Origin of the sequence: Micromonospora sp. NPDC047793, from assembly GCF_040642635.1 — a bacterium.
Taxonomy (GTDB): Bacteria; Actinomycetota; Actinomycetes; order Mycobacteriales; family Micromonosporaceae; genus Micromonospora.
Genome location: NZ_JBEYSG010000016.1, coordinates 140,874 through 158,669, shown reverse-complemented (window position 1 = coordinate 158,669; position 17,796 = coordinate 140,874). Strand labels below are relative to the sequence as shown.

Here is a 17,796-nt window from a genome sequence, read left to right as displayed (position 1 = left end):
CCCAGACCGTCCAGGTCTCCGCATTCCCCGACCACTACGCCCAGTGGGAACAACAGGCCGCCGACCTCGTCGCCGCACACTGGAACAGCTGACCCACACCACCACGACGGCCGGCACCCCCAACAGGGTGCCGGCCGTCGACGCACCACCAACGCCCAGCCGGAAGCACCGCACGCCCGGCCGCGACGCATGTTAGGAAGGGCCCCCTGCTATGCACCAGGCGATAGCAGGGGGCCCTTCCTTACATCCAACCCAGGGTCAGGTGGCGCTGATGGTGCCGGTGAGCAGCAGGGCGAACACCAGCGTGCCGACCGCCACCCGGTAGAGCACGAAGACGTACAGGGTGTGGTGGGCGACGAACCGCAGCAGCCAGGCGATGGCCGCGTACCCGACGACGAAGGCGATGAGCGTGGCGACCACCATCTGCGCGACGGTGGGTGCCGAGGTGCCCGGGGCCGCCGGTTCGAAGACGTCCCCGAGGCTGAAGATCCCGGACATCACCACGGCCGGGATGGCCAGCAGGAACGAGTAGCGGGCCGCCGTCTCCCGGGTCAGGTTGAGGAACAGGCCGAAGGTCAACGTCGCACCGGACCGGGACACGCCGGGGATCAGCGCCATCGCCTGGGCGAAGCCCATCACCACACCGTCGCGCATCCGGAAGTCCTTCAACGTCCGGGTCTGCCGACCCCAGTACTCGGCGAAGGCGAGCACGAAGGCGAACACGATCAGGGTGGTGGCCACCACCCACAGGTTCCGGGCGGTCTCCCGGATCTGGTCCTTGAACAGGAAACCGAGCGCCCCGATCGGGATCGAGCCGACGATGACGTACCAGCCCATCCGGTAGTCGAGGCTGGAGCGTACGGACTTGTCCCAGATCCCGACCGTCCAGGTACGGCCGATGCGCCAGATGTCCTTAGCGAAGTAGAGCAGCACGGCCGCTTCGGTGCCGAGCTGGGTGACCGCGGTGAACGACGCCCCCGCGTCACGGTCGAAGAAGATCGCCGAGGTGATCCGCAGGTGCCCCGACGAGCTGACCGGAAGGAACTCGGTCAGGCCCTGGACGATGCCCAGGACGATGGCTTCGATCCAGGTCACTCCCCGACTCCCGAGAGTTCCAGCGCCTCGGCGACGGTACGCAGGGTCTGCACCCCGCTGTCCCGGTCGCCGGCGAACAGGGTGATCGACAGGGTGGTGACGCCGGACTCGGCGTACTGGCGCATCCGCTCGGCGATCCGCTCCTTGGGGCCGAGCAGCGAGGTCCGGTCGATGAACTCCAGCGGCACCGCGGCCGCCGCGTCGCGCTGCCGCTTGGCCAGGTAGAGGTCCTGCACCTCACGGGCGGCGTCGCCGTACCCCATCCGGGTCGCCAACTGGTTGTAGAAGTTCTGCTGGCGGCTGCCCATCCCGCCCACGTAGAGGGCGGCGTACCAGCGCACCAGCTGGGCGCAGGAGTCGACGTCGTCGCCGACCACGACCGGCACGGAGGGCACCACGTCGAAGCCGGCCAGCTCCTTGCCGACCTTGGCCCGGCCAGCGCGTACCGCCGCGAGTTGCTCCTCGGCGAACTCGGGGGCGTAGAAGACGGCCAGCCAGCCGTCGGCGATCTCGCCGGCCAGCTCCAGGTTCTTCGGACCGACGGCGGCGAGGTAGATCGGGATGTGCTCACGCGGCGGATGGAAACCCAGCCGCAGCGCCTTGCCGGGACCGTCGGGCAGCGGGAGCTGGTAGAACTCGCCGTCGTAGGCGACCTCCTTGCGGGCCACCGCCAGCTTCACGATGTCCACGTACTCCCGGGTCCGGGCCAGCGGCTTGCCGAACCGTACGCCGTGCCAGCCCTCGGAGACCTGCGGGCCGGAGACGCCCAGGCCGAGCCGGAAGCGGCCGCCGGAGAGCGCGTCGAGGGTCGCCGCGGTCATCGCGGTCATCGCGGGCGTACGGGCCGGGATCTGCATCACCGCGCTGCCGATGTCGATCCGCTCGGTCTGCCCGGCCATCCAGGAGAGCATGCTCGGCGAGTCGGAGCCGTACGCCTCCGCCGCCCACACCACCGAGTAGCCGAGTCGGTCCGCCTCCTGAGCCATGGCCAGATGATCCGCCGGCGTGCTCCAGGCTGTCTGGTATCCGAGGTTTAGCCCGAGTCGCACAGAGTCCTCCCCCATCCGCAGTCGCATCAGGTTACGCAATGCCGCCGGAAGCGACGATCACCGGCTCACCCGAATCGCCATGCGTCTGGGCAGACTCGACGGGAGCGAGGATATCGGTTCGGCCCTCGTTCGAAATAAGGTTCACCCATGCAACAGCGACCGCTCGGCCGAAGCGGGCTGGCGGTTTCCCGGCTCGCGCTCGGCACCATGACCTGGGGCCGGGACACCGACGCCGACGACGCCGCTGCGCAACTGAAGAGTTACCTCGACGCGGGTGGCAACCTGATCGACACCGCCGACGTGTACGGCGACGGCGACGCCGAGTCGGTGATCGGCTCGCTGCTGGGTGGTCTGGTGCCCCGCGACGAGCTGCTCATCGCCACCAAGGCGGGGTTGCGTCCGGGTGGCCCCCGCCGTCGCGACGGCTCCCGGGGGCACCTGCTGCGTACGCTCGACGCCTCGTTGCGGCGGCTGGGCACCGACCACGTCGACCTGTTCCAGGTGCACGGCTACGACCCGGCCACCCCGCTGGAGGAGACCCTGGCCGCGCTCGACCACGCGGTGGCCAGCGGCCGGGTCCGCTACGTCGGCGTGTCGAACTTCTCCGGCTGGCAGACCGCCCGGGCGGCGGCCTGGCAGACGGCCTGGCCCGGACGTGCCCCGGTGGTCGCCGCGCAGGTGGAGTACTCCCTGCTGGAACGCGGGGTCGAGCGCGAGGTGCTGCCGGCCTGCGAGGCGCTCGGTCTGGGTGTGCTGCCGTGGTCACCCCTGGGTCGTGGGGTGCTCACCGGCAAGTACCGGCACGGCCGGCCGGCGGACTCGCGGGCGGTGTCGCCCCATTTCGAGCGTTTCGTCTCCACCTACCTGGAGCCGCGCTGCTCCAGCATCGTGGAGGCGGTCGCCACCGCCGCCGGTGGCCTCGGGGTCTCCCCGTTGGAGGTGGCGCTGGCCTGGATCCGGGACCGGCCCGGCGTGACCGCGCCGATCCTCGGCGCCCGGACGTCCGGGCAACTGCTCGGCGCCCTCCAGGTGGAGCGGATGACCCTGCCGGAGGAGATCACCACGGCGCTCGACGACGTCTCGGCCCTGGAGGTCGGCTACCCCGAACGCGACGGGTGACCCGCCGAACTGCCCGGAGGGTGGCGCACGGCGGCTCCGAATGGGCAGCATAGGGCCCATGGACTACGAGTACGCGCCGCTGCGCCTACCGCCGAACGTCGACCGGTTGGCCGCCGCCGCGCAACTGGCGATCCAGGCCGAGTTCAGCGGGTGGGAGCTGGCCCGGGTGCAGTTGTACCGCGACGGCACCCGCCAGGTGGTGCTGCGCCGCCGCGTGGCCAACGGCTCCCCGCAGCCCGGCCTCTCCTACTGACCCGTCCCCACCCGGCGGTGGGTAGATCTGTTGCCGCTGCGGCGACAACAGACGTACCCACCACCGCCCGGGTCGACGTCAGTGCACGTGGTCGTGCTCGTCGCCGAGCTCCATGAACGGGTGCTCGTCGAGCCGGCCGACCAGCCGGTCGTCGGCCGCCGGCTGGAACGGGCCCACCGGGTCGTCGTCGTCGAACGACTCCAGGTCGACCGGGGTGCCGACCTCGCTGACCATGACCACGCCGTCGAGCGGCTCCAGCTCCGGCACGTCGAGGGCGCCGAGCGACCCGTCACCGCTCTGCAGCAGCTCCAGCACCGCCTCGCCGACACCCTCCACCGGCGGCACCTGGTCCTCGCCGGGGGCGCCCTCGCGGCGGGCCGCCTCGGCCACCCGGATCAGCGCGGAGACGCTGGGCACACGGTAGTCGCGGCGCTGGCGTACCGAGATCACCTGCGGGTGCGGGTCGGTCGGCTCCACACCTTCGGCGCCACCGAAACGCTGGTCGGCCTCGTTCGGGTCGATCGACTCGACGTCCCACGGGGTCACCTCGCCGAAGGCGTCCATGAGTTGCTCGTCGTAGGCGTACGACGCGTTGTTCAACCCGACGTACGCCTGCCAGACGTCGTCGTCGTCGATCCGGCCCTCGGCGGCGCGGACGGCGGCCAGGTGGTGGCGGGCCGCTTCGATCACGCGCTCGAGTGCGGCTTCCAGCTCACCGTGCTGGTCGGTCATGAGGCGTCCCTCTCACGTTACTAACTGGTGCGCAGGAACCGGTCGAGAACCCGCACGCCGAACTGTAGTCCGTCCACCGGTACCCGCTCGTCGATGCCATGGAACAGCGCGGAGAAGTTCAGGTCGGCCGGCAGTCGCAGCGGCGCGAACCCGAAACACCGGACGCCGATCTGCGCGAACGCCTTCGCGTCCGTACCGCCGGAGAGCATGTACGGCACCGGCCGGGCTCCCGGGTCCTCGGCGCGCAGCGCGGCGGACATCGCCTCGACCAGGTCGCCGTCGAAGGTGGTCTCCAGGGCGGGCTGGCGTTGCACGTACTCGATGGCGATGTCCGGGCCGACCAGCTCGCGCAGCTGCCGTTCCAGCAGCTCGGACTGGCCGGGCAGGCTGCGGCAGTCGATGGTGGCGCTGGCCCGGCCGGGGATGACGTTGTCCTTGTAGCCGGCGGCGAGCCGCGTCGGGTTGGCGGTGTTGCGGATGGTGGCGCCGATGATGTTCGCGATCGGGCCGAGCTTGGCGATGGCGGTCTCCGGGTCGTCCGGGTCCAGCTCGATGCCGAGCACCTCGGAGACCTCCTCCAGGAAGGCCCGCACGGTGTCGGTGACCACCACCGGGAAGCGGTGCCGACCGATCCGGGCCACCGCCTCGGCCAGCGCGGTCACCGCGTTGTCGTCGTGCACCATCGAGCCGTGCCCGGGCCGCCCCTTGGCGTGCAGCCGCAGCCAGTCGATGCCCTTCTGCGCGGTCTCGATCAGATAGAGCCGCTGCGACTCGTCCACCGTGTACGAGAAGCCGCCGACCTCGCCGATACCCTCGGTGCACCCGTCGAACAGCTCCCGGTGCCGGGTGACGAGGTAGTGCGCGCCGTACTCGCTGCCGGCCTCCTCGTCGGCGGTGTACGCGAGCACGATGTCGCGCGGCGGGCGGACGCCGGTGCGCTGCCAGTGGCGGACCACGGCGAGCACCATCGCGTCGAAGTCCTTCATGTCGATGGCGCCCCGGCCCCACAGGTAGCCGTCGCGCAGCTCGCCGGAGAAGGGGTGCACCGACCACTCGTCGGCGTCGGCCGGCACCACGTCCAGGTGGCCGTGCACCAGCAGCGCGCCCCGGCTCGGGTCGGCGCCGGGGATCCGGGCGATCACGTTGGCCCGCCCGGGGGCGGACTCGTGGATCTCGGGGGTGATGCCGACCTCGGCCAGCTTCTCGGCGACGTACTCGGCGGCGAGGCGCTCTCCGATGCTGGTCGCGTTCTCGCCGGTGTTGGTGGTGTCGATGCGCAACAGGTCCCGGCAGAGGTCGACGACCTCGTCGGTCGGCGCGGGGAAGGCGGGGTGCGCGTCGCTCGTCATCGCCCCTTCATACCAGCCTGCGGTTTCCGCCCGGGTGAGTGCGGGTACTGCGCGCGCGTCCGAGTGCCATATCATCGGCGCTCCGCCTGCCCAGCCCGAGGAGGGACCGTGTCCGTCCACCTGCCGCCGCTGCCACCGTCGACCGGCGACGGTTACCAGCCCGCCGGGCAGAGCATCGCCGCCACCATCGCCGACGAACACCAGCAGCTGCTGAGCCTGACCCGGCGACTGGTCGAGCCCGGCCCGGATCCCGCGCACGGCCGGGAGATCCTGGTCGCGGCGCTCTCCCGGCACCTGGCGGCTGAGGAGCAGTGCCTGCTGCCCGCCATCCGGCAGGCGCTGGGCGACGTCAACCAGCCGGTCGCCGACGTCCTGGCCGGTGACGCCGCGCTGCTGATGGCGTTGCGCGGGCTGGACGACGACCGCCTGCCGATGGTGGCCGATCTGCTCGACGCGCACGTGACGGCGGTCGACGCCCTGGTGCAGCGGCTCTGCGCGGCGGCCACCGAGGAGGAGCTGATCCGGCTCGGCAACCGGTTGGAGATCGCCGAGGAGGCCGCGCCGACCCGCCCGCACCCGGGGATCCCGCACACTCCCCCGTGGAACCGCATCGTCGAGCCGGCGGTGGCGCTGGTCGACAAGTTCCGGGACGCGGTCACCGGCCGTCACACCCAACTGAGCGAGGTCGCGGAGCCGCCGCCACGCTGAGTCACCAGCAACATGTTCATGGTCGTTGATCCGTCCGGGCCCTTCCGCCGGATGCTCCGTGGCCCTACCGTCACGCTATGAATCTGGAGTTGCGGCACCTGCGGGTGGTCTGTGCGATCGCCGAGACGGGCAGCGTGACGAAGGCGGCCTCCACGCTCGGGCTGGCGCAGCCGGCGTTGACCGCCCAGCTCCAGCGCATCGAACGGACCCTCGGCGGGCCGCTGTTCGAACGGGACCGGCGCGGCGCCCGACCCACCGCACTCGGTGAGCTGGTGCTCGCCCGGGCGCGGGTGCTGCTGCCGGCGATGAAGGGGCTCCAGGACGAGGCGGCGCGGCTCGCCGGGGCGGTCGACGCCCCGCGCCGCTACCGCTTCGGCGGGGTGAACAGCCCGATCCTGGGCCGGCTGGTGCACCGGCTCGCCGCCGAGCAACCACAGGCCCAGATCACCACGTACGCGTCCTGGTCGGTCGACGAACTGGCGCAACTGGTCGCGGGCGGACGGTTGGACTACGCGTTGACCGGGGTCTGCGGCGACTCCACCCCGTCGGCGGACTACGGACTGAGCTGGCGGGAGGTGGCCGTCGACCCGGTGATGGTGCTGCTGCCGGAGACCCATCCGCTGGCCGGCCGCAGCGAGGTGGCGCTGGCCGAGCTGCGGCACGAGCAGTGGGTGGCCGCACCGGGCGACGGGTGCTTCGGCGACTGTTTCGCCGCCGCCTGCGCCCGGGCCGGCTTCACCCCGCGCAAGCTGTACGAGGCCGACGTCCGCGGCTGCATCGACCTGGTGGACGCAGGGGAGGCGGTGGCGTTGTGCCAGGCCACGTTCCGGCCGGTGGCGGGTCTGGTGACCCGGAGGCTGGTCGGCACTCCGCTGCGCTGGCGACTGATGCTGGGCTGGCATCCGGAGTCCCCCGCCGCCCGGATGGCCGAACTGGTGCTGGAGACGGCGCTGGTGGCGTACACGGACGCGCTGGCGCCGCATCCGGCGTACCTGGCCTGGCTGCTCGGCAATCCGGCCTTCGGGGTGCGCCGGACGGCGGCGACGGCGGACCGGGGACTGCGAAGCGCCTGAGGGCGGGTGCGAACCGGCCGACGGCGGGTAAGCGGCGGGCATGACCGACCTCTATCCCGCCGCCGACGACCGTGAGGTGCTGCGCCGGGCCGCCGCCGCGCACACCGCCGCCGTTCGGGAGGTGGAAGCGTTCCTGCGCCGGGTGCCGGAGGTGCCCGACCCGGCGGACCTGGCCGAGTACGCCAACCTGATCACCCGTGAGGAGCAGACCCGCGCCGAGCGGCAGGCCGCCGGTGAGGCCGTCGGCCTGACCATCGGCAGTCTGGAGAGCGAGTAGCCGTCGGCCGGGCCGGGCGTGACCGTACGGCCCGGCCGGCGGCGTTGCGTGCAAGGAGGGGTCCCCTGCTATACACGAGGCGTTAGCAGGGGACCCCTCCTTGCACCGCAGGCGCCGGTGCGAGCGGGCGCGGTTCAGCGTTCGACGAGCACGTCGTGCCCGAGGTCGAGCAGGGAGTGCCGCCACTCGTCGTCGGCGTTGCCCCGGCGCGGCTTCTCCGCGGTCAGCGACCGGATCCGTTCGACCGCCTCCCGCATCACCCCGACGTCCTCGGGTGTCAGGTCCACCTTGCGTTTGCGCAGCACGGCGAGGATCTGCCGGCCCGGCTCGGGCAGGTTCAGGTCCGGGTCCGGGCCGAACGCCTCCTCGCCGGAGCCCCGGGTCAGCAGCCACTGCCGAAGCTGTTCGGAGGGCACGTTGACCTCGGCGTGGAAGTCCTCCCAGAGCACCTCCACCTCGGGGTCGAGCCGCTGCTCGCGTACCATCACGCCTCCTCTCCGGGCCGCGACCCGGCGTCGTCCGGATGCCCCTCGTCGGTCTGCCCGCCCAGCCCCTCCGCCGGCACCTGCACCCGGCTCGGGTTGGCGGTCGGCGGCGCCAGGATCGGGTCGCTGCTTTCGTCGTCCCGGGCCTCGTCCGGTTCCGTCATCGCCTGCCCCTCTCCGGTCGTCTGCGTCAGCGGGGGTGGGTGGTGGAGGCGGTGGCGTGCCCGCGTGCGCCGGCGGCCACGTCGAAGACGAGCCGGCCGTCCCGGGCGTCCACGGTGACCCGCTGCCCGGGCGAGAGCTGCTGCTCCAGCAGCATCCGGGACAGGTGGTTGTCCACCTCCCGCTGGATCACCCGACGCAGCGGGCGGGCGCCGAACTCCGGCTGGTAGCCGTGCTCGGCCAGCCAGTCCACCCCGGCGGTGGTGAAGTCCACCTCGATGTCCTGGGCGTGTAGCCGCCGCCGGGTCTCCTCCAGCAGCAGTCCGGTGATCTGCCGCAACTGCTCGGCCTCCAACCGGCGGAAGATGATCACCTCGTCGATGCGGTTGAGGAACTCCGGCCGGAAGTTCTCCTGGAGCCGACGCATCAGCCGCTCCCGCAGCTCGTCGCTCTCCTGTTCGCTGCCGGGCGCGCCCGACCCGAAGCCGACCGACCGTTGGCTGCCGGTGATCAGCTCCGAGCCCAGGTTGCTCGTCATGATCAGGACGGTGTTCTTGAAGTTGACCGTGCGCCCCTGGCTGTCGGTGAGCCGTCCGTCGTCCAGCACCTGCAACAGGATGTTGAACACGTCGGGGTGGGCCTTCTCGATCTCGTCCAGCAGCACCACCGCGTACGGGCGGCGGCGCACCGCCTCGGTGAGCTGACCGGCCTCCTCGTACCCGACGTAGCCGGGCGGGGCACCGACCAACCGGCTGACCGTGTGCCGTTCCTGGAACTCGCTCATGTCCACCCGGACCATCCGGTCGGCCTCACCGAACAGCGCCTCGGCCAGGGCCCGCCCCAGTTCGGTCTTGCCCACGCCGGTGGGACCGAGGAACAGGAAACTGCCCATCGGCCGGTTCGGGTCGGCCAGCCCGGTCCGGGAGCGGCGCACCGCCTCGGCGACCGCCCCGACGGCGTCGTCCTGCCCGACGACCTTCTCGTGCAGTTGGCCCTCCAGGCGCAGCAGCCGGTCCCGTTCCTCCTCGGTGAGCTGGCTGGCCGGGATGCCGGTGGCCCGGGAGACCACCTCGGCGATCTCGTCCGGCCCCACCTCGGGCACCTGGTTGTCGGAGCCGTCCTCACCCCGGGCGCGCTGCACCTGCCGTTCCAGGTCGGAGACCCGGTCGCGCAGCGTGGAGGCGCGCTCGTACTGTTCGTCGGCGACGGCCTGCTCCTTGTCCCGGCGTACCTCCTCGAGCTGCTGCTCCAGGTCGCGGACGTCGGCGGCGGGGGTGCGGGTCCGCAACCGGACGCGGGCGCCGGCCTGGTCGATCAGGTCGATCGCCTTGTCCGGCAGGAAGCGGTCGGTGACGTACCGGTCGGACAGCTCGGTGGCGGTGACCAGCGCCTCGTCGGTGAACCGCACCTGGTGGTGGGCCTCGTAGCGGTCCCGCAGCCCGCGCAGGATGGAGACGGTGTCCTCGACGGTGGGCTCCGGCACGAAGACCGGCTGGAACCGTCGGGCCAGCGCGGCGTCCTTCTCGATGCTGCGGCGGTACTCGTCCAGCGTGGTCGCGCCGATCACCCGCAACTCGCCCCGCGCCAGGGCGGGCTTGAGCATGTTGGACGCGTCCATCCCGCCCTCGCTGCCGGCGCCGCCCGCGCCGACCAGGGTGTGGATCTCGTCCAGGAAGATGATCAGCTCGTCGCGGTGCGCCCGGATCTCGTCGATCACCTTCTTCAGGCGTTCCTCGAAGTCGCCCCGATAACGGGTGCCGGCGACCAGCCCGGCCAGGTCGAGCTGGACGACCCGCTTACCGAGCAGGGTCTGCGGCACGTCGCCGTCGCAGATCCGTTCGGCCAGGCCCTCCACGATCGCGGTCTTGCCGACGCCCGCCTCGCCGATCAGGACCGGGTTGTTCTTGGTCCGCCGGGACAGGATCTCCACCGCCTGCTCGATCTCGTCGGCACGCCCGATCACCGGGTCGATCTGGTCGTTGCGGGCCAGGTCGGTGAGGTCCTGGCCGTACTGGTCGAGGGTGGGCGTGCCCCGGTCCGGGCGCGGGTTGGTCATCGGTCCGCGTTCGGCGTTGGCGGCCTGCAACGACTCCGGCTGGATCCGCCCGGCGGCGAGCATCCGGCCGGCCGGCGACTCCGGGTTGAGCGGCAACGCCATCAGGATGTGCTCGGGGCCGATGTAGTTCGCCCCCATCGCCCGGGAGAGCTGGTGGGCGTCGAGCAGCGCCCGCTTCGCCGCCGGGGTGAGCGACAGGTTGGGTGGCACGTCGCCCTGCGGGGCGCCGTCGGCACGTCCACCCAGCGCGTTGAGCAGGGTGTCCGGGTCCGCGCCGGCCCGGCGGACCAGGTCCCGCAGCGGCTCGCGTTGCAACGCCGCCCACAACAGGTGGTCGGTGTCCAGGTCGCTGCTCTGCTTCTGGGCGGCCCGGCGTGCCGCGTCGGCGAGCATCTCCCGGGCGTCGGCGGTCATCAGCCGGGTGATGTCGACCCGGTGCGCGGGGCGTCGCCCGCCCTCGCCCCGACCGAAGTACCGCGCCAGGAACTCGTCCCACGGGTCGGAGCCGAAGTCGCCGGGTCCCATCATCTCTGTCCTCCGCGGTCGGCGCGAGACGGTCGGCACGGGCTACCCGGCCCCAGGCCGGACAAACGCCACCGACGGGCACCGGCCGGGACGGCACCCGGTCGGGCGTGCCGCACCGCAGGGCGGTCGGGTGGATGGCAGGGTGGGCGGATGGAGTCGACCCCGCTGCTGATCGTGGACGCCGCCAACGTCGTCGGGTCCCGCCCGGACGGCTGGTGGCGGGACCGGGCCGGCGCCACCGCCCGACTACGGGACACGCTGGCCCCGGTGGGCGGACGCGGCGTACCGCCGGAGGTGTCCCCACCGGTCGAGGTGGTGCTGGTGGTGGAGGGCGCCGCGCGGGACGTACCCGGCGTCGACGGGGTCCGGGTGGTCGCGGCCGACGGCTCCGGCGACGACGCCGTGGTCGAGCTGGTCGCCGAGGCCGGTCAACGGCGCCGGGTGGTGGTCACCGCCGACCGGGCGCTGCGGGACCGGGTGACCGCGCTCGGCGCGGAGGTGTACGGCCCCCGCTGGCTGCGTGGCTGACCGGGCGGGCGCCGGTCGCCCTGCGTGACCCTCCGACCTCGGGTCCCACGAATCGGACTCGCCGCGCCTGCGGTCGACAACCGGTCAGTAGGGCAGCAACACTGACAGGGTATGTTCGTCCCCCGACCGGCATAGGCTCTAATGGAGTCCTCCCCGCCCCCAGGAGGTTCCGCGTGGCGAGCGTCGCCGAGCTCAAGGCAGCCATCGATGTCGCGCTTCAGCAGATCGGTGACGGCCAGAGCGCCGTGCAGGCCGCCGGCGAGAAGCTGGCCGAGGCGCAACAGACGCTGGCGGGCGCCCTGGAGGGCAGCGGCCACACCACCGTCGAGGCGGCTCAGGCGTCGTTGACGCAGGCCAGCCAGGAGTTGGAGGAGTGCCTCGCCGCGACGCTCGTCGCGGTCGAGCAGGCCCAGCAGTACGTCGCGACGCTGTAGGGGCGGGCGTGTCCATCGTCGAGGACGTCGGCGCACAGGTCCGGGCCGCTGCCGAGGACCTGCCCATGGGACTGCTCGGGCAGGCGCTGGAGAAGTTCGGGCTGGCCACCGAACGGCTGCGCTGGGTGCGGCAGGAGTCGGCCAACCCGTTGGGCGTGCCGGAGCTCTCCGCCGCCACCGAGCACGCCGAGACCGCCGGGTACGCGCTGCGCGTCGCCCAGGAGCAGCTCACCGCGTACCTGGCCGCGATCGGGCTGGCCCCCGACGGGGCCGCACCGCCGCCGCAGGCCGGTGAGCGGGACCGCCGCCCGGCCCACGACGCCCCCGGGGCCGCCGAGCCCACCCAGGACGCGCCGGAGGCCGCCGGTGAGGTGCGGCTGCGCCGCTGGTGGTCGGTGCGGGTGGCGGAGCTGACCGGCGGCCGCGAGGGCCCGGCCGAGGAACCCGACGAGCGCATCGCCGACTCTCAGGAACTGCTGCGCCGGGTGGTTCGCGGGGTCCGCTCCGGCGACCGCGACCGGCTGCACCGTGACCTGCGCGGCGCGCACGCCGACGTCGGCCTGGGGCTGGCCGCGGTGGCCCCGCCGATGCTGCGCGACCTCGCCGCCGAGCTGCTCGGCCATCCGCCGCGCGGCGACGACCTGTCCCGGCTGCGGCGCGAGCTGGACGGCCGGGTCCGGGACCTGCTGCCCGGCCTGCCCGCCCCGGTGCTGGACACGCTGCTGACCCGGGTCTGCCGGATGCCTCCGCCGCGTCGGGGCGAGGACGAGCAGCCGCACGCCGCCGACCCGGCGGTCACCGCCGGGGTGCTCACCGGCGTCCTGCTCGACCGACTCGGCCGCGACCTGCCCGCCGACGGCGATGAAAGGAAGGGCCCCCTGTTAACGCCTCAGGTAGTAAAGGGGTCCCCTCCTCACGCCGGCGACGCACCCCGCACCACCGCGAAGGGCGGTTCGGGCGCGGGCACACCCGGCGCACGGCCGTTCGGCGGGGCGGGTCCGCGCCGACCGGGACACGGTGTCGATGGCTGACCGGCGCAGCCAGCTGGTCGCCCGGGTCCGGGAACTGCTCGCCGAGGCACTCGGCGCGTCCCGCACCCGGTCCGCCACGGCCCAGACGACGCTGGCCGCCGCCCGCGACCGGGCGGTACGCGTCCGGCGCGCGGCGGTCGGCGTACCGGAACGGGTGGGTGCCGAACGGGACAAGCGGCTCGCCGAGATCGACGCCCGGCACGCCTCGCGGCTGGCCGCCCTGGCCCGGCGGGCCGCCGAGGCGGCGACCCGGGAGGCACCGGGTGCCGGGTCGGCGGACTGGCCGGGGTGGCGACCCACCCCCGCCACCCGGGGCGAGCCGCCGGGCGCCACCCGCGTGGGCACCATCCGGCTGCCCGACACCGAGCCGGTGCCGGCGCTGGTGTCGCTGCTCGACGGCGGGCACGTCGCGCTCGACGGCGATCCGGACGGCTGCGCCGCGGTGGTGTCGGCACTGCTGCTGCGCAGCCTCGGCCGGGCCGCGCCCGGCACCGTCCGGGTGGTCGGCTACGACCCGGACCAGCTCGGCGGCGGGCTCGCCGGGTTCGCCCCGCTGGGCACCGCCGGGCTGCTCACCTTCGTCGGCCCGGGTGGCCTGGGCCGGTTGCTGGACGACCTGGTGGAGCAGATCCGCCGGATCAACGAGACGGTGCTCGCCGGTGAGCACGCCTCGCTGCGCGAGCTGGCCGCCGCGACCGGACGACGGCCGGAGCCGTGGCGGGTGGCGGTGTTGCTCGGCGGCGACGAACTGTCCCGGCACGAGCGCGGCCAGCTCGACCGGGTGGTACGCGCCGGGGTGGCCTGCGGCGTCCACCTCATCGTGCGCGGGGTGCCGCTGCCCGACGACGCGGCGCTGACCCGGATCGTGGTCACCGCCGACGGCGCCCGGGTCGGCACCCTGCCCGTACGCCTCGACCCGCCGCCGCCGGCCACCCTGGTCACCGAGACCTGCCGGCAGATCGCCTCGGTGGTCAGCGCCGGCCCGGCACCCACCCCCTTCACCGATCTGTTGCCGGCGCCGGAGCAGATGTGGCGGGAGGACTCGGCGACCGGGTTGACCGCCCCGATCGGCGAGGGACCGCAGGGCAGACCGGTGCTGCTGACCCTCGGCGACTACCCGCCGCACGCGTTGATCGGTGGCCCGTCCGGCACCGGCAAGACCAATCTGATCTTCGCCTGGATCGGCGCGCTCGCCGCCCGCTATTCCCCCGCCGAACTGGAGTTCTATCTCCTGGACTTCAAAGAGGGGGTGTCCTTCGCCCGGTTCGCCAAGGGACGGCGGGACCCGAGCTGGCTGCCGCACATGCGTCTGGTCGGCATCAACGTCAACACCGACCGTGAGTTCGGCCTGGCGTTGCTGCGCTTCCTCGCCGAGGAGCTGCGCCGACGCGCCGACGCGGCGAAGAAGCACGAGGTCACCAAGCTGGCCGAACTCCGCGCGGTGGACCCGACCGGGCACTGGCCCCGGATCGTCGCGGTGGTCGACGAGTTCCAGATGCTGCTGGCGGGCCGGGACGCGGTGGCCCGGGAGGCGGCCGACCTGCTGGAGGACCTGGCCCGCCGGGGCCGCTCGCAGGGCATCCACCTGGTGCTGGCCTCGCAGGACGTACGCGGCATCGAGGCACTGTGGGGCCGTCCGGCGCTGGTCGCCCAGTTCACCCTGCGCATCGCGCTGCCCAAGGCGCTGCGCATCCTCGCCGAACGCAACGACGCCGCGCAGTCACTGCCGAAGTTCCACGCGGTGGTCAACGCCGAGTCGGGGCTGCCGGAGGGCAACGAGGTGGCCCGGATCCCGTCGGCCAGCGAGTGGGAGACCTGGAGCGAGTTGCAGCACCGGCTGTGGCGGATGCGCCCGGCCGAGGCGGCACCGGCCCGTCTCTTCGACGGTGACGCGATCCCCCGACTGGCCGAGGCACCGGACTTCCGGGCGCTGACCCCGCCGGAGGCGGGTACGCCGCGCGGCCCGGTCGCGCTGCTCGGCGAGATCATCGACGTGCAGGCCCGGTCGGCGGCGCTGCGGCTGCCCCGTGCACCGGGACGCAACCTGGCGGTGCTGGGTACCCGGATCGACGAGGCGTGTGCGGTGCTGGACGCGGCGGCCCGCTCGCTGGCCCGGCAGCACCGGCCCGGCACCGCCCGGTTCTCCATCGCCTGCCTGGATCCGGACGCCGACCCGGCGGCCAGGGCGCTCTACGAGGACCTCGCCGACGACGCCGCCTGGTACGACGAGGAGACGGTGGCCGAGCTGATGGCCGAGACCGCCGAGGGGCTCGGTGTGCCGGGCAGCGGGGGCGGGCCGCACTACCTGCTGCTCTTCGCCGTCGACGCGGCCTCGGGCGCGCTCGCCGCGCGGGCCGGCAGATCCACCGGGCTGGAACACCTGCGCCGGATCCTGCACGACGGCCCGGAGCGGCGTACCCACGTGCTGGCCTGGTGGCGGGGGGTGGCGCGGATGAAGGTCGACCTGGGTGGCACCGGCGCCCGCACCGACCAGATCGGTGCCTGGGTTGCCCTGGACACCCACGGCGGGGACCTGAGCGGGCCGTTGTACCCCGGCAGCGGCGGACCGGACTGGTATCCCCGGCCGTGGCGGGGACTCTTCTTCGACCGGGCGGTGCACCGCACCGGGCAGACCATCATCCCCTACGGACCGGCCCGATGAACGAACCGGTGACCAGCGAGACCTACGCCGCCCAGCTGCGGCGGCTCGCCGAGCTGACCGCGCGGGTGCAGGAACAACGCGCCGAGGCGAACGCCTGGTACGCCCAGCAGTGCGCGGCGGCCGACCGGGCGGTGGCCGAGTCCGCCGACGAGGTCAACCGGGCCGAGCGGGAACTGGCCGCGGCCCGCGAGTCCCAGGATCTGGTGGACTCCGAGACGGCGATGCTGTGGCAGGAGCTGAACAGCCGGCTGGGTGGCGGCGGGCGGCGGGCGGGCACACCCCCGGCGCCGACGCAGGACGCCACCGGCGATCCGATGCCGCTGCTGGACGCCGCGCGGGACCTGCTGCGCCGCACCCGCCAGCCGGGAGAGCTGCCGAACAGCGTGAACCCGCTGCTGGCGCTCTGCGGGGTGGTCGGCGGGGTGCTCGCGTACGCGCTGGGGGCGGGTGCCCGCGCGCTGGGCGGGCGGGCCGACGGTGAGCTGTCCGTGGGTCTGCCGGTGCTGGCGCTGGTGGTGACGCTGCTCGGCCCGGTGATCGGGCTGGTGCCGGCCCGCGTGATCGCCGACCGGCGGCACGCGGTGCTGAGCCCACGCCCGGTGATCGTGGTGGTGGCCGCCGGCCTGGTCACCACGCTGCTCCTGCTGATCGTGACCTGAGTCGGCCGACGTCCGCCCGCCGCGCCGTGACCTGGCCCGCTGCCCTCATCGCCGCACCCGGGCCCGGCACGGACCCGACAGGGCAGAGCACGGACCGGACCCGGGACCGCACGGACCGGCCCGGCACCGCGCGGTGCCGGGCCGATGCCGTCGGGTGGGTACGAGTCCGGAGGTCAGGCGGGGACGAGTACGGCCTCACGCAGCAGTCGCCGGGTGAGCGTGAGGCGGTCGGCGTCGTCGTCGAGGCCGGGCAGGTCACCGACCCGGACGACCGGCCCGGCGAGCAGGGCCCGCAGCGCGGCGGCGCACTGCGCGGGCAGCGTGACGGTGCGGTCGAACAGCCGCAGCACCACCTGCTCGCCCCGCTCGTCGAGCTGTCGGTGCAGCCCGGGGCGGACGGTGACCCGACTGTCGGCGTCCAGCGCGGCGATCGCGGCGGCCTGCGCGAGCGGTCGCAGCGGCGCCGGACGCGACGCCGGCCAGGCACGCTGCCGCAGCCGGGCCGCGACCTCGGCCGGGTCGGCCCGCAGCAGCCAGTCGCGCAGCGCCTCCACGGTCTCGGTCAGCTCTGGTTCGATGGCGTCCGGGTCGGCCAGGTCGGTGCCGAACGGCAGCGTGGCCCGCAGCCGACGGTCCTCGGCGGCCAGCGCGAGCAACTCCTCGACCAGGGCGTACCGGGTGAACGCGCGGATGCCGACGGTCAGGTGCAGGGAGCTGGTCTCCTGGGCCTGGGCGCTGTGCAGCCAGCCCCGGGGCAGATAGAGCGCGTCTCCCGGTTCGAGCACCACGTCGAGGGCGGGTGTGCCCTGGGCGGTCGCGGTGACCTCGTCGGCCCGGCCACCCCACTGCTGGCGTTCCAGCGGGTCGGGCAGCACCGGCGGGTGGATGCGCCACTGCTTGCGGCCGTCGACCTGGAGCACGAACACGTCGTGGGTGTCGTAGTGGGTGGCGAAGCCCTGGTTGCCCGCCGGTGTCAGGTAGGCGTTGACCTGCATCGGCTGCCCGACGGCCAGGCTGAGGTCACGGGTGAAGTCGATCAGCGCCGGCCAGGTGCGGTGCAGGCCCTGCAGGACGAGGGTGGCCCCGTCCGCGTACAGCCGCATGACCTTCTCGTCCAGGACCTGGTCGCCGATCTCGGCGCCGGCACCGCCGCCGCCGGTGTAGCGCGCCGCCGGCAGCACCTGGCCGTCCTTGGCCACCCGCAGGAAGGGGGTACGCAGACCGCGCCGACTGAGCAGCTCGTCGGCGTCGGCGGGGCTGAGCAGGTCGGTGAAACCCGCCGGGTTGGGCAGCTCGGCGGCGCGGGACAGCAGCGGGGTCTGCCCCCAGTGTGCGGCGGCGAACTTGGCCGCCTCCACGCTGACGCACCGGGCCAACGCCGCCTCGGCGGTCGACGCCGACCCGCCGGGGGCCGCCGCCTCGACGGCACCGTGCGGGGCTGCCGGCTCGCGGGATGCCGCTTCCGCAGGTACGGACGGGACCGCCGGGCGGCCGTGGCCGCCCGGCGGGTCGAGTCGCGTCATCGCCTAGCGCGCGGCGCCGTCGGCGCCACCGTCGTGCTGGCCCGGGGTCGCGCCGCCGTCGGCCGGACCCTCGGCA

At 73.6% G+C, this 17,796-nt stretch carries 18 protein-coding genes; 10 read left to right on the top strand and 8 right to left on the bottom strand.

Annotation, left to right across the window (positions count from 1 at the left end; genetic code table 11):
• Positions 1-258: 258 nt before the first annotated feature.
• Both ABZ738_RS25985 and ABZ738_RS25980 read right to left on the bottom strand, forming a co-directional pair.
• Positions 259-1,095, bottom strand: a complete 837-nt coding sequence (locus tag ABZ738_RS25985) for an undecaprenyl-diphosphate phosphatase (protein WP_131053333.1) — start codon at positions 1,093-1,095, stop codon at positions 259-261.
• Positions 1,092-2,144 carry an LLM class F420-dependent oxidoreductase gene (locus ABZ738_RS25980; RefSeq protein WP_131053334.1) on the bottom strand — a complete coding sequence of 351 codons (1,053 nt, stop codon included), beginning with the start codon at positions 2,142-2,144 and terminating at the stop codon, positions 1,092-1,094. Before ABZ738_RS25980 ends, ABZ738_RS25985 begins: the two co-directional genes overlap by 4 nt.
• Before the next feature lie 147 nt (positions 2,145-2,291).
• Between ABZ738_RS25980 and ABZ738_RS25975 the strand changes: the two genes are divergently transcribed.
• Both ABZ738_RS25975 and ABZ738_RS25970 read left to right on the top strand, forming a co-directional pair.
• Entirely contained in the window at positions 2,292-3,263 is a 972-nt protein-coding gene (locus tag ABZ738_RS25975; protein ID WP_131053335.1) for an aldo/keto reductase, read from the top strand.
• Between the two features lie 58 nt (positions 3,264-3,321).
• Positions 3,322-3,516: a DUF5703 family protein gene (locus ABZ738_RS25970; RefSeq protein WP_131053336.1), complete on the top strand. Its 195-nt coding sequence runs from the start codon at positions 3,322-3,324 to the stop codon at positions 3,514-3,516.
• 78 nt (positions 3,517-3,594) lie between these two features.
• Here ABZ738_RS25970 and ABZ738_RS25965 read toward each other — a convergent pair whose 3' ends face one another.
• Positions 3,595-4,248, bottom strand: coding sequence for a hypothetical protein (locus ABZ738_RS25965; RefSeq protein WP_131053337.1), 654 nt, complete (start codon positions 4,246-4,248; stop codon positions 3,595-3,597).
• 20 nt (positions 4,249-4,268) lie between these two features.
• The gene (locus tag ABZ738_RS25960) at positions 4,269-5,597 is read right to left on the bottom strand and encodes a M20/M25/M40 family metallo-hydrolase (protein WP_357217239.1); all 1,329 of its coding nucleotides are present in this window, start codon (positions 5,595-5,597) and stop codon (positions 4,269-4,271) included.
• Positions 5,598-5,705: 108 nt separating this feature from the next.
• On the opposite strand from ABZ738_RS25960, the gene ABZ738_RS25955 reads away from it, so the two are divergent.
• The 3 genes from ABZ738_RS25955 (at position 5,706) to ABZ738_RS25945 (ending at position 7,655) form a co-directional block, all read left to right on the top strand.
• Complete coding sequence (locus ABZ738_RS25955) at positions 5,706-6,305, top strand: hemerythrin domain-containing protein (RefSeq protein WP_131053339.1); 600 nt, start codon at positions 5,706-5,708, stop codon at positions 6,303-6,305.
• Between the two features lie 77 nt (positions 6,306-6,382).
• Positions 6,383-7,378: a LysR family transcriptional regulator gene (locus ABZ738_RS25950; RefSeq protein ID WP_131053340.1), complete on the top strand. Its 996-nt coding sequence runs from the start codon at positions 6,383-6,385 to the stop codon at positions 7,376-7,378.
• 40 nt (positions 7,379-7,418) lie between these two features.
• Positions 7,419-7,655: a hypothetical protein gene (locus tag ABZ738_RS25945; RefSeq protein WP_131053341.1), complete on the top strand. Its 237-nt coding sequence runs from the start codon at positions 7,419-7,421 to the stop codon at positions 7,653-7,655.
• Positions 7,656-7,789: 134 nt separating this feature from the next.
• Here ABZ738_RS25945 and ABZ738_RS25940 read toward each other — a convergent pair whose 3' ends face one another.
• From ABZ738_RS25940 to ABZ738_RS25930, 3 genes are read right to left on the bottom strand one after another with little or no spacing between them, the layout of a single operon-like run.
• A complete protein-coding gene (locus ABZ738_RS25940; RefSeq protein ID WP_176094330.1) occupies positions 7,790-8,140 on the bottom strand; it encodes a DUF3140 domain-containing protein in 351 nt (116 codons plus the stop codon).
• Positions 8,140-8,304: a hypothetical protein gene (locus tag ABZ738_RS25935; protein ID WP_357217233.1), complete on the bottom strand. Its 165-nt coding sequence runs from the start codon at positions 8,302-8,304 to the stop codon at positions 8,140-8,142. The genes ABZ738_RS25940 and ABZ738_RS25935 overlap by 1 nt, the downstream gene beginning before the upstream one ends.
• Before the next feature lie 26 nt (positions 8,305-8,330).
• Positions 8,331-10,886, bottom strand: a complete 2,556-nt coding sequence (locus tag ABZ738_RS25930; protein ID WP_131053343.1) for an ATP-dependent Clp protease ATP-binding subunit — start codon at positions 10,884-10,886, stop codon at positions 8,331-8,333.
• Between the two features lie 147 nt (positions 10,887-11,033).
• On the opposite strand from ABZ738_RS25930, the gene ABZ738_RS25925 reads away from it, so the two are divergent.
• From ABZ738_RS25925 to ABZ738_RS25905, 5 genes are all read left to right on the top strand, one after another.
• On the top strand, positions 11,034-11,411 hold the full coding sequence (locus ABZ738_RS25925) for a hypothetical protein (RefSeq protein ID WP_357217229.1): 378 nt from the start codon (positions 11,034-11,036) through the stop codon (positions 11,409-11,411).
• 173 nt (positions 11,412-11,584) lie between these two features.
• Positions 11,585-11,845 carry a hypothetical protein gene (locus ABZ738_RS25920; RefSeq protein WP_131053345.1) on the top strand — a complete coding sequence of 87 codons (261 nt, stop codon included), beginning with the start codon at positions 11,585-11,587 and terminating at the stop codon, positions 11,843-11,845.
• A gap of 8 nt (positions 11,846-11,853) precedes the next feature.
• On the top strand, positions 11,854-12,876 hold the full coding sequence (locus tag ABZ738_RS25915) for a hypothetical protein (RefSeq protein WP_357217225.1): 1,023 nt from the start codon (positions 11,854-11,856) through the stop codon (positions 12,874-12,876).
• On the top strand, positions 12,869-15,538 hold the full coding sequence (locus ABZ738_RS25910; RefSeq protein ID WP_357217222.1) for an FtsK/SpoIIIE domain-containing protein: 2,670 nt from the start codon (positions 12,869-12,871) through the stop codon (positions 15,536-15,538). The genes ABZ738_RS25915 and ABZ738_RS25910 overlap by 8 nt, the downstream gene beginning before the upstream one ends.
• A complete protein-coding gene (locus ABZ738_RS25905) occupies positions 15,535-16,197 on the top strand; it encodes a hypothetical protein (protein WP_131057139.1) in 663 nt (220 codons plus the stop codon). The genes ABZ738_RS25910 and ABZ738_RS25905 overlap by 4 nt, the downstream gene beginning before the upstream one ends.
• Before the next feature lie 173 nt (positions 16,198-16,370).
• Here ABZ738_RS25905 and ABZ738_RS25900 read toward each other — a convergent pair whose 3' ends face one another.
• Complete coding sequence (locus ABZ738_RS25900; protein ID WP_357217218.1) at positions 16,371-17,720, bottom strand: cupin domain-containing protein; 1,350 nt, start codon at positions 17,718-17,720, stop codon at positions 16,371-16,373.
• Positions 17,721-17,796: the final 76 nt, after the last annotated feature.

Coding starts and splice junctions, on each gene's coding strand:
- ABZ738_RS25910 (WP_357217222.1), top strand. CDS start 12,869: ATGGCTGACCGGCGCAGCCAGCTGGTCGCCCGGGTCCGGGAACTGCTC.
- ABZ738_RS25970 (WP_131053336.1), top strand. CDS start 3,322: ATGGACTACGAGTACGCGCCGCTGCGCCTACCGCCGAACGTCGACCGG.
- ABZ738_RS25950 (WP_131053340.1), top strand. CDS start 6,383: ATGAATCTGGAGTTGCGGCACCTGCGGGTGGTCTGTGCGATCGCCGAG.
- ABZ738_RS25900 (WP_357217218.1), bottom strand. CDS start 17,720: ATGACGCGACTCGACCCGCCGGGCGGCCACGGCCGCCCGGCGGTCCCG.
- ABZ738_RS25925 (WP_357217229.1), top strand. CDS start 11,034: ATGGAGTCGACCCCGCTGCTGATCGTGGACGCCGCCAACGTCGTCGGG.
- ABZ738_RS25975 (WP_131053335.1), top strand. CDS start 2,292: ATGCAACAGCGACCGCTCGGCCGAAGCGGGCTGGCGGTTTCCCGGCTC.
- ABZ738_RS25965 (WP_131053337.1), bottom strand. CDS start 4,248: ATGACCGACCAGCACGGTGAGCTGGAAGCCGCACTCGAGCGCGTGATC.
- ABZ738_RS25935 (WP_357217233.1), bottom strand. CDS start 8,304: ATGACGGAACCGGACGAGGCCCGGGACGACGAAAGCAGCGACCCGATC.
- ABZ738_RS25930 (WP_131053343.1), bottom strand. CDS start 10,886: ATGATGGGACCCGGCGACTTCGGCTCCGACCCGTGGGACGAGTTCCTG.
- ABZ738_RS25960 (WP_357217239.1), bottom strand. CDS start 5,597: ATGACGAGCGACGCGCACCCCGCCTTCCCCGCGCCGACCGACGAGGTC.
- ABZ738_RS25945 (WP_131053341.1), top strand. CDS start 7,419: ATGACCGACCTCTATCCCGCCGCCGACGACCGTGAGGTGCTGCGCCGG.
- ABZ738_RS25905 (WP_131057139.1), top strand. CDS start 15,535: ATGAACGAACCGGTGACCAGCGAGACCTACGCCGCCCAGCTGCGGCGG.
- ABZ738_RS25940 (WP_176094330.1), bottom strand. CDS start 8,140: ATGGTACGCGAGCAGCGGCTCGACCCCGAGGTGGAGGTGCTCTGGGAG.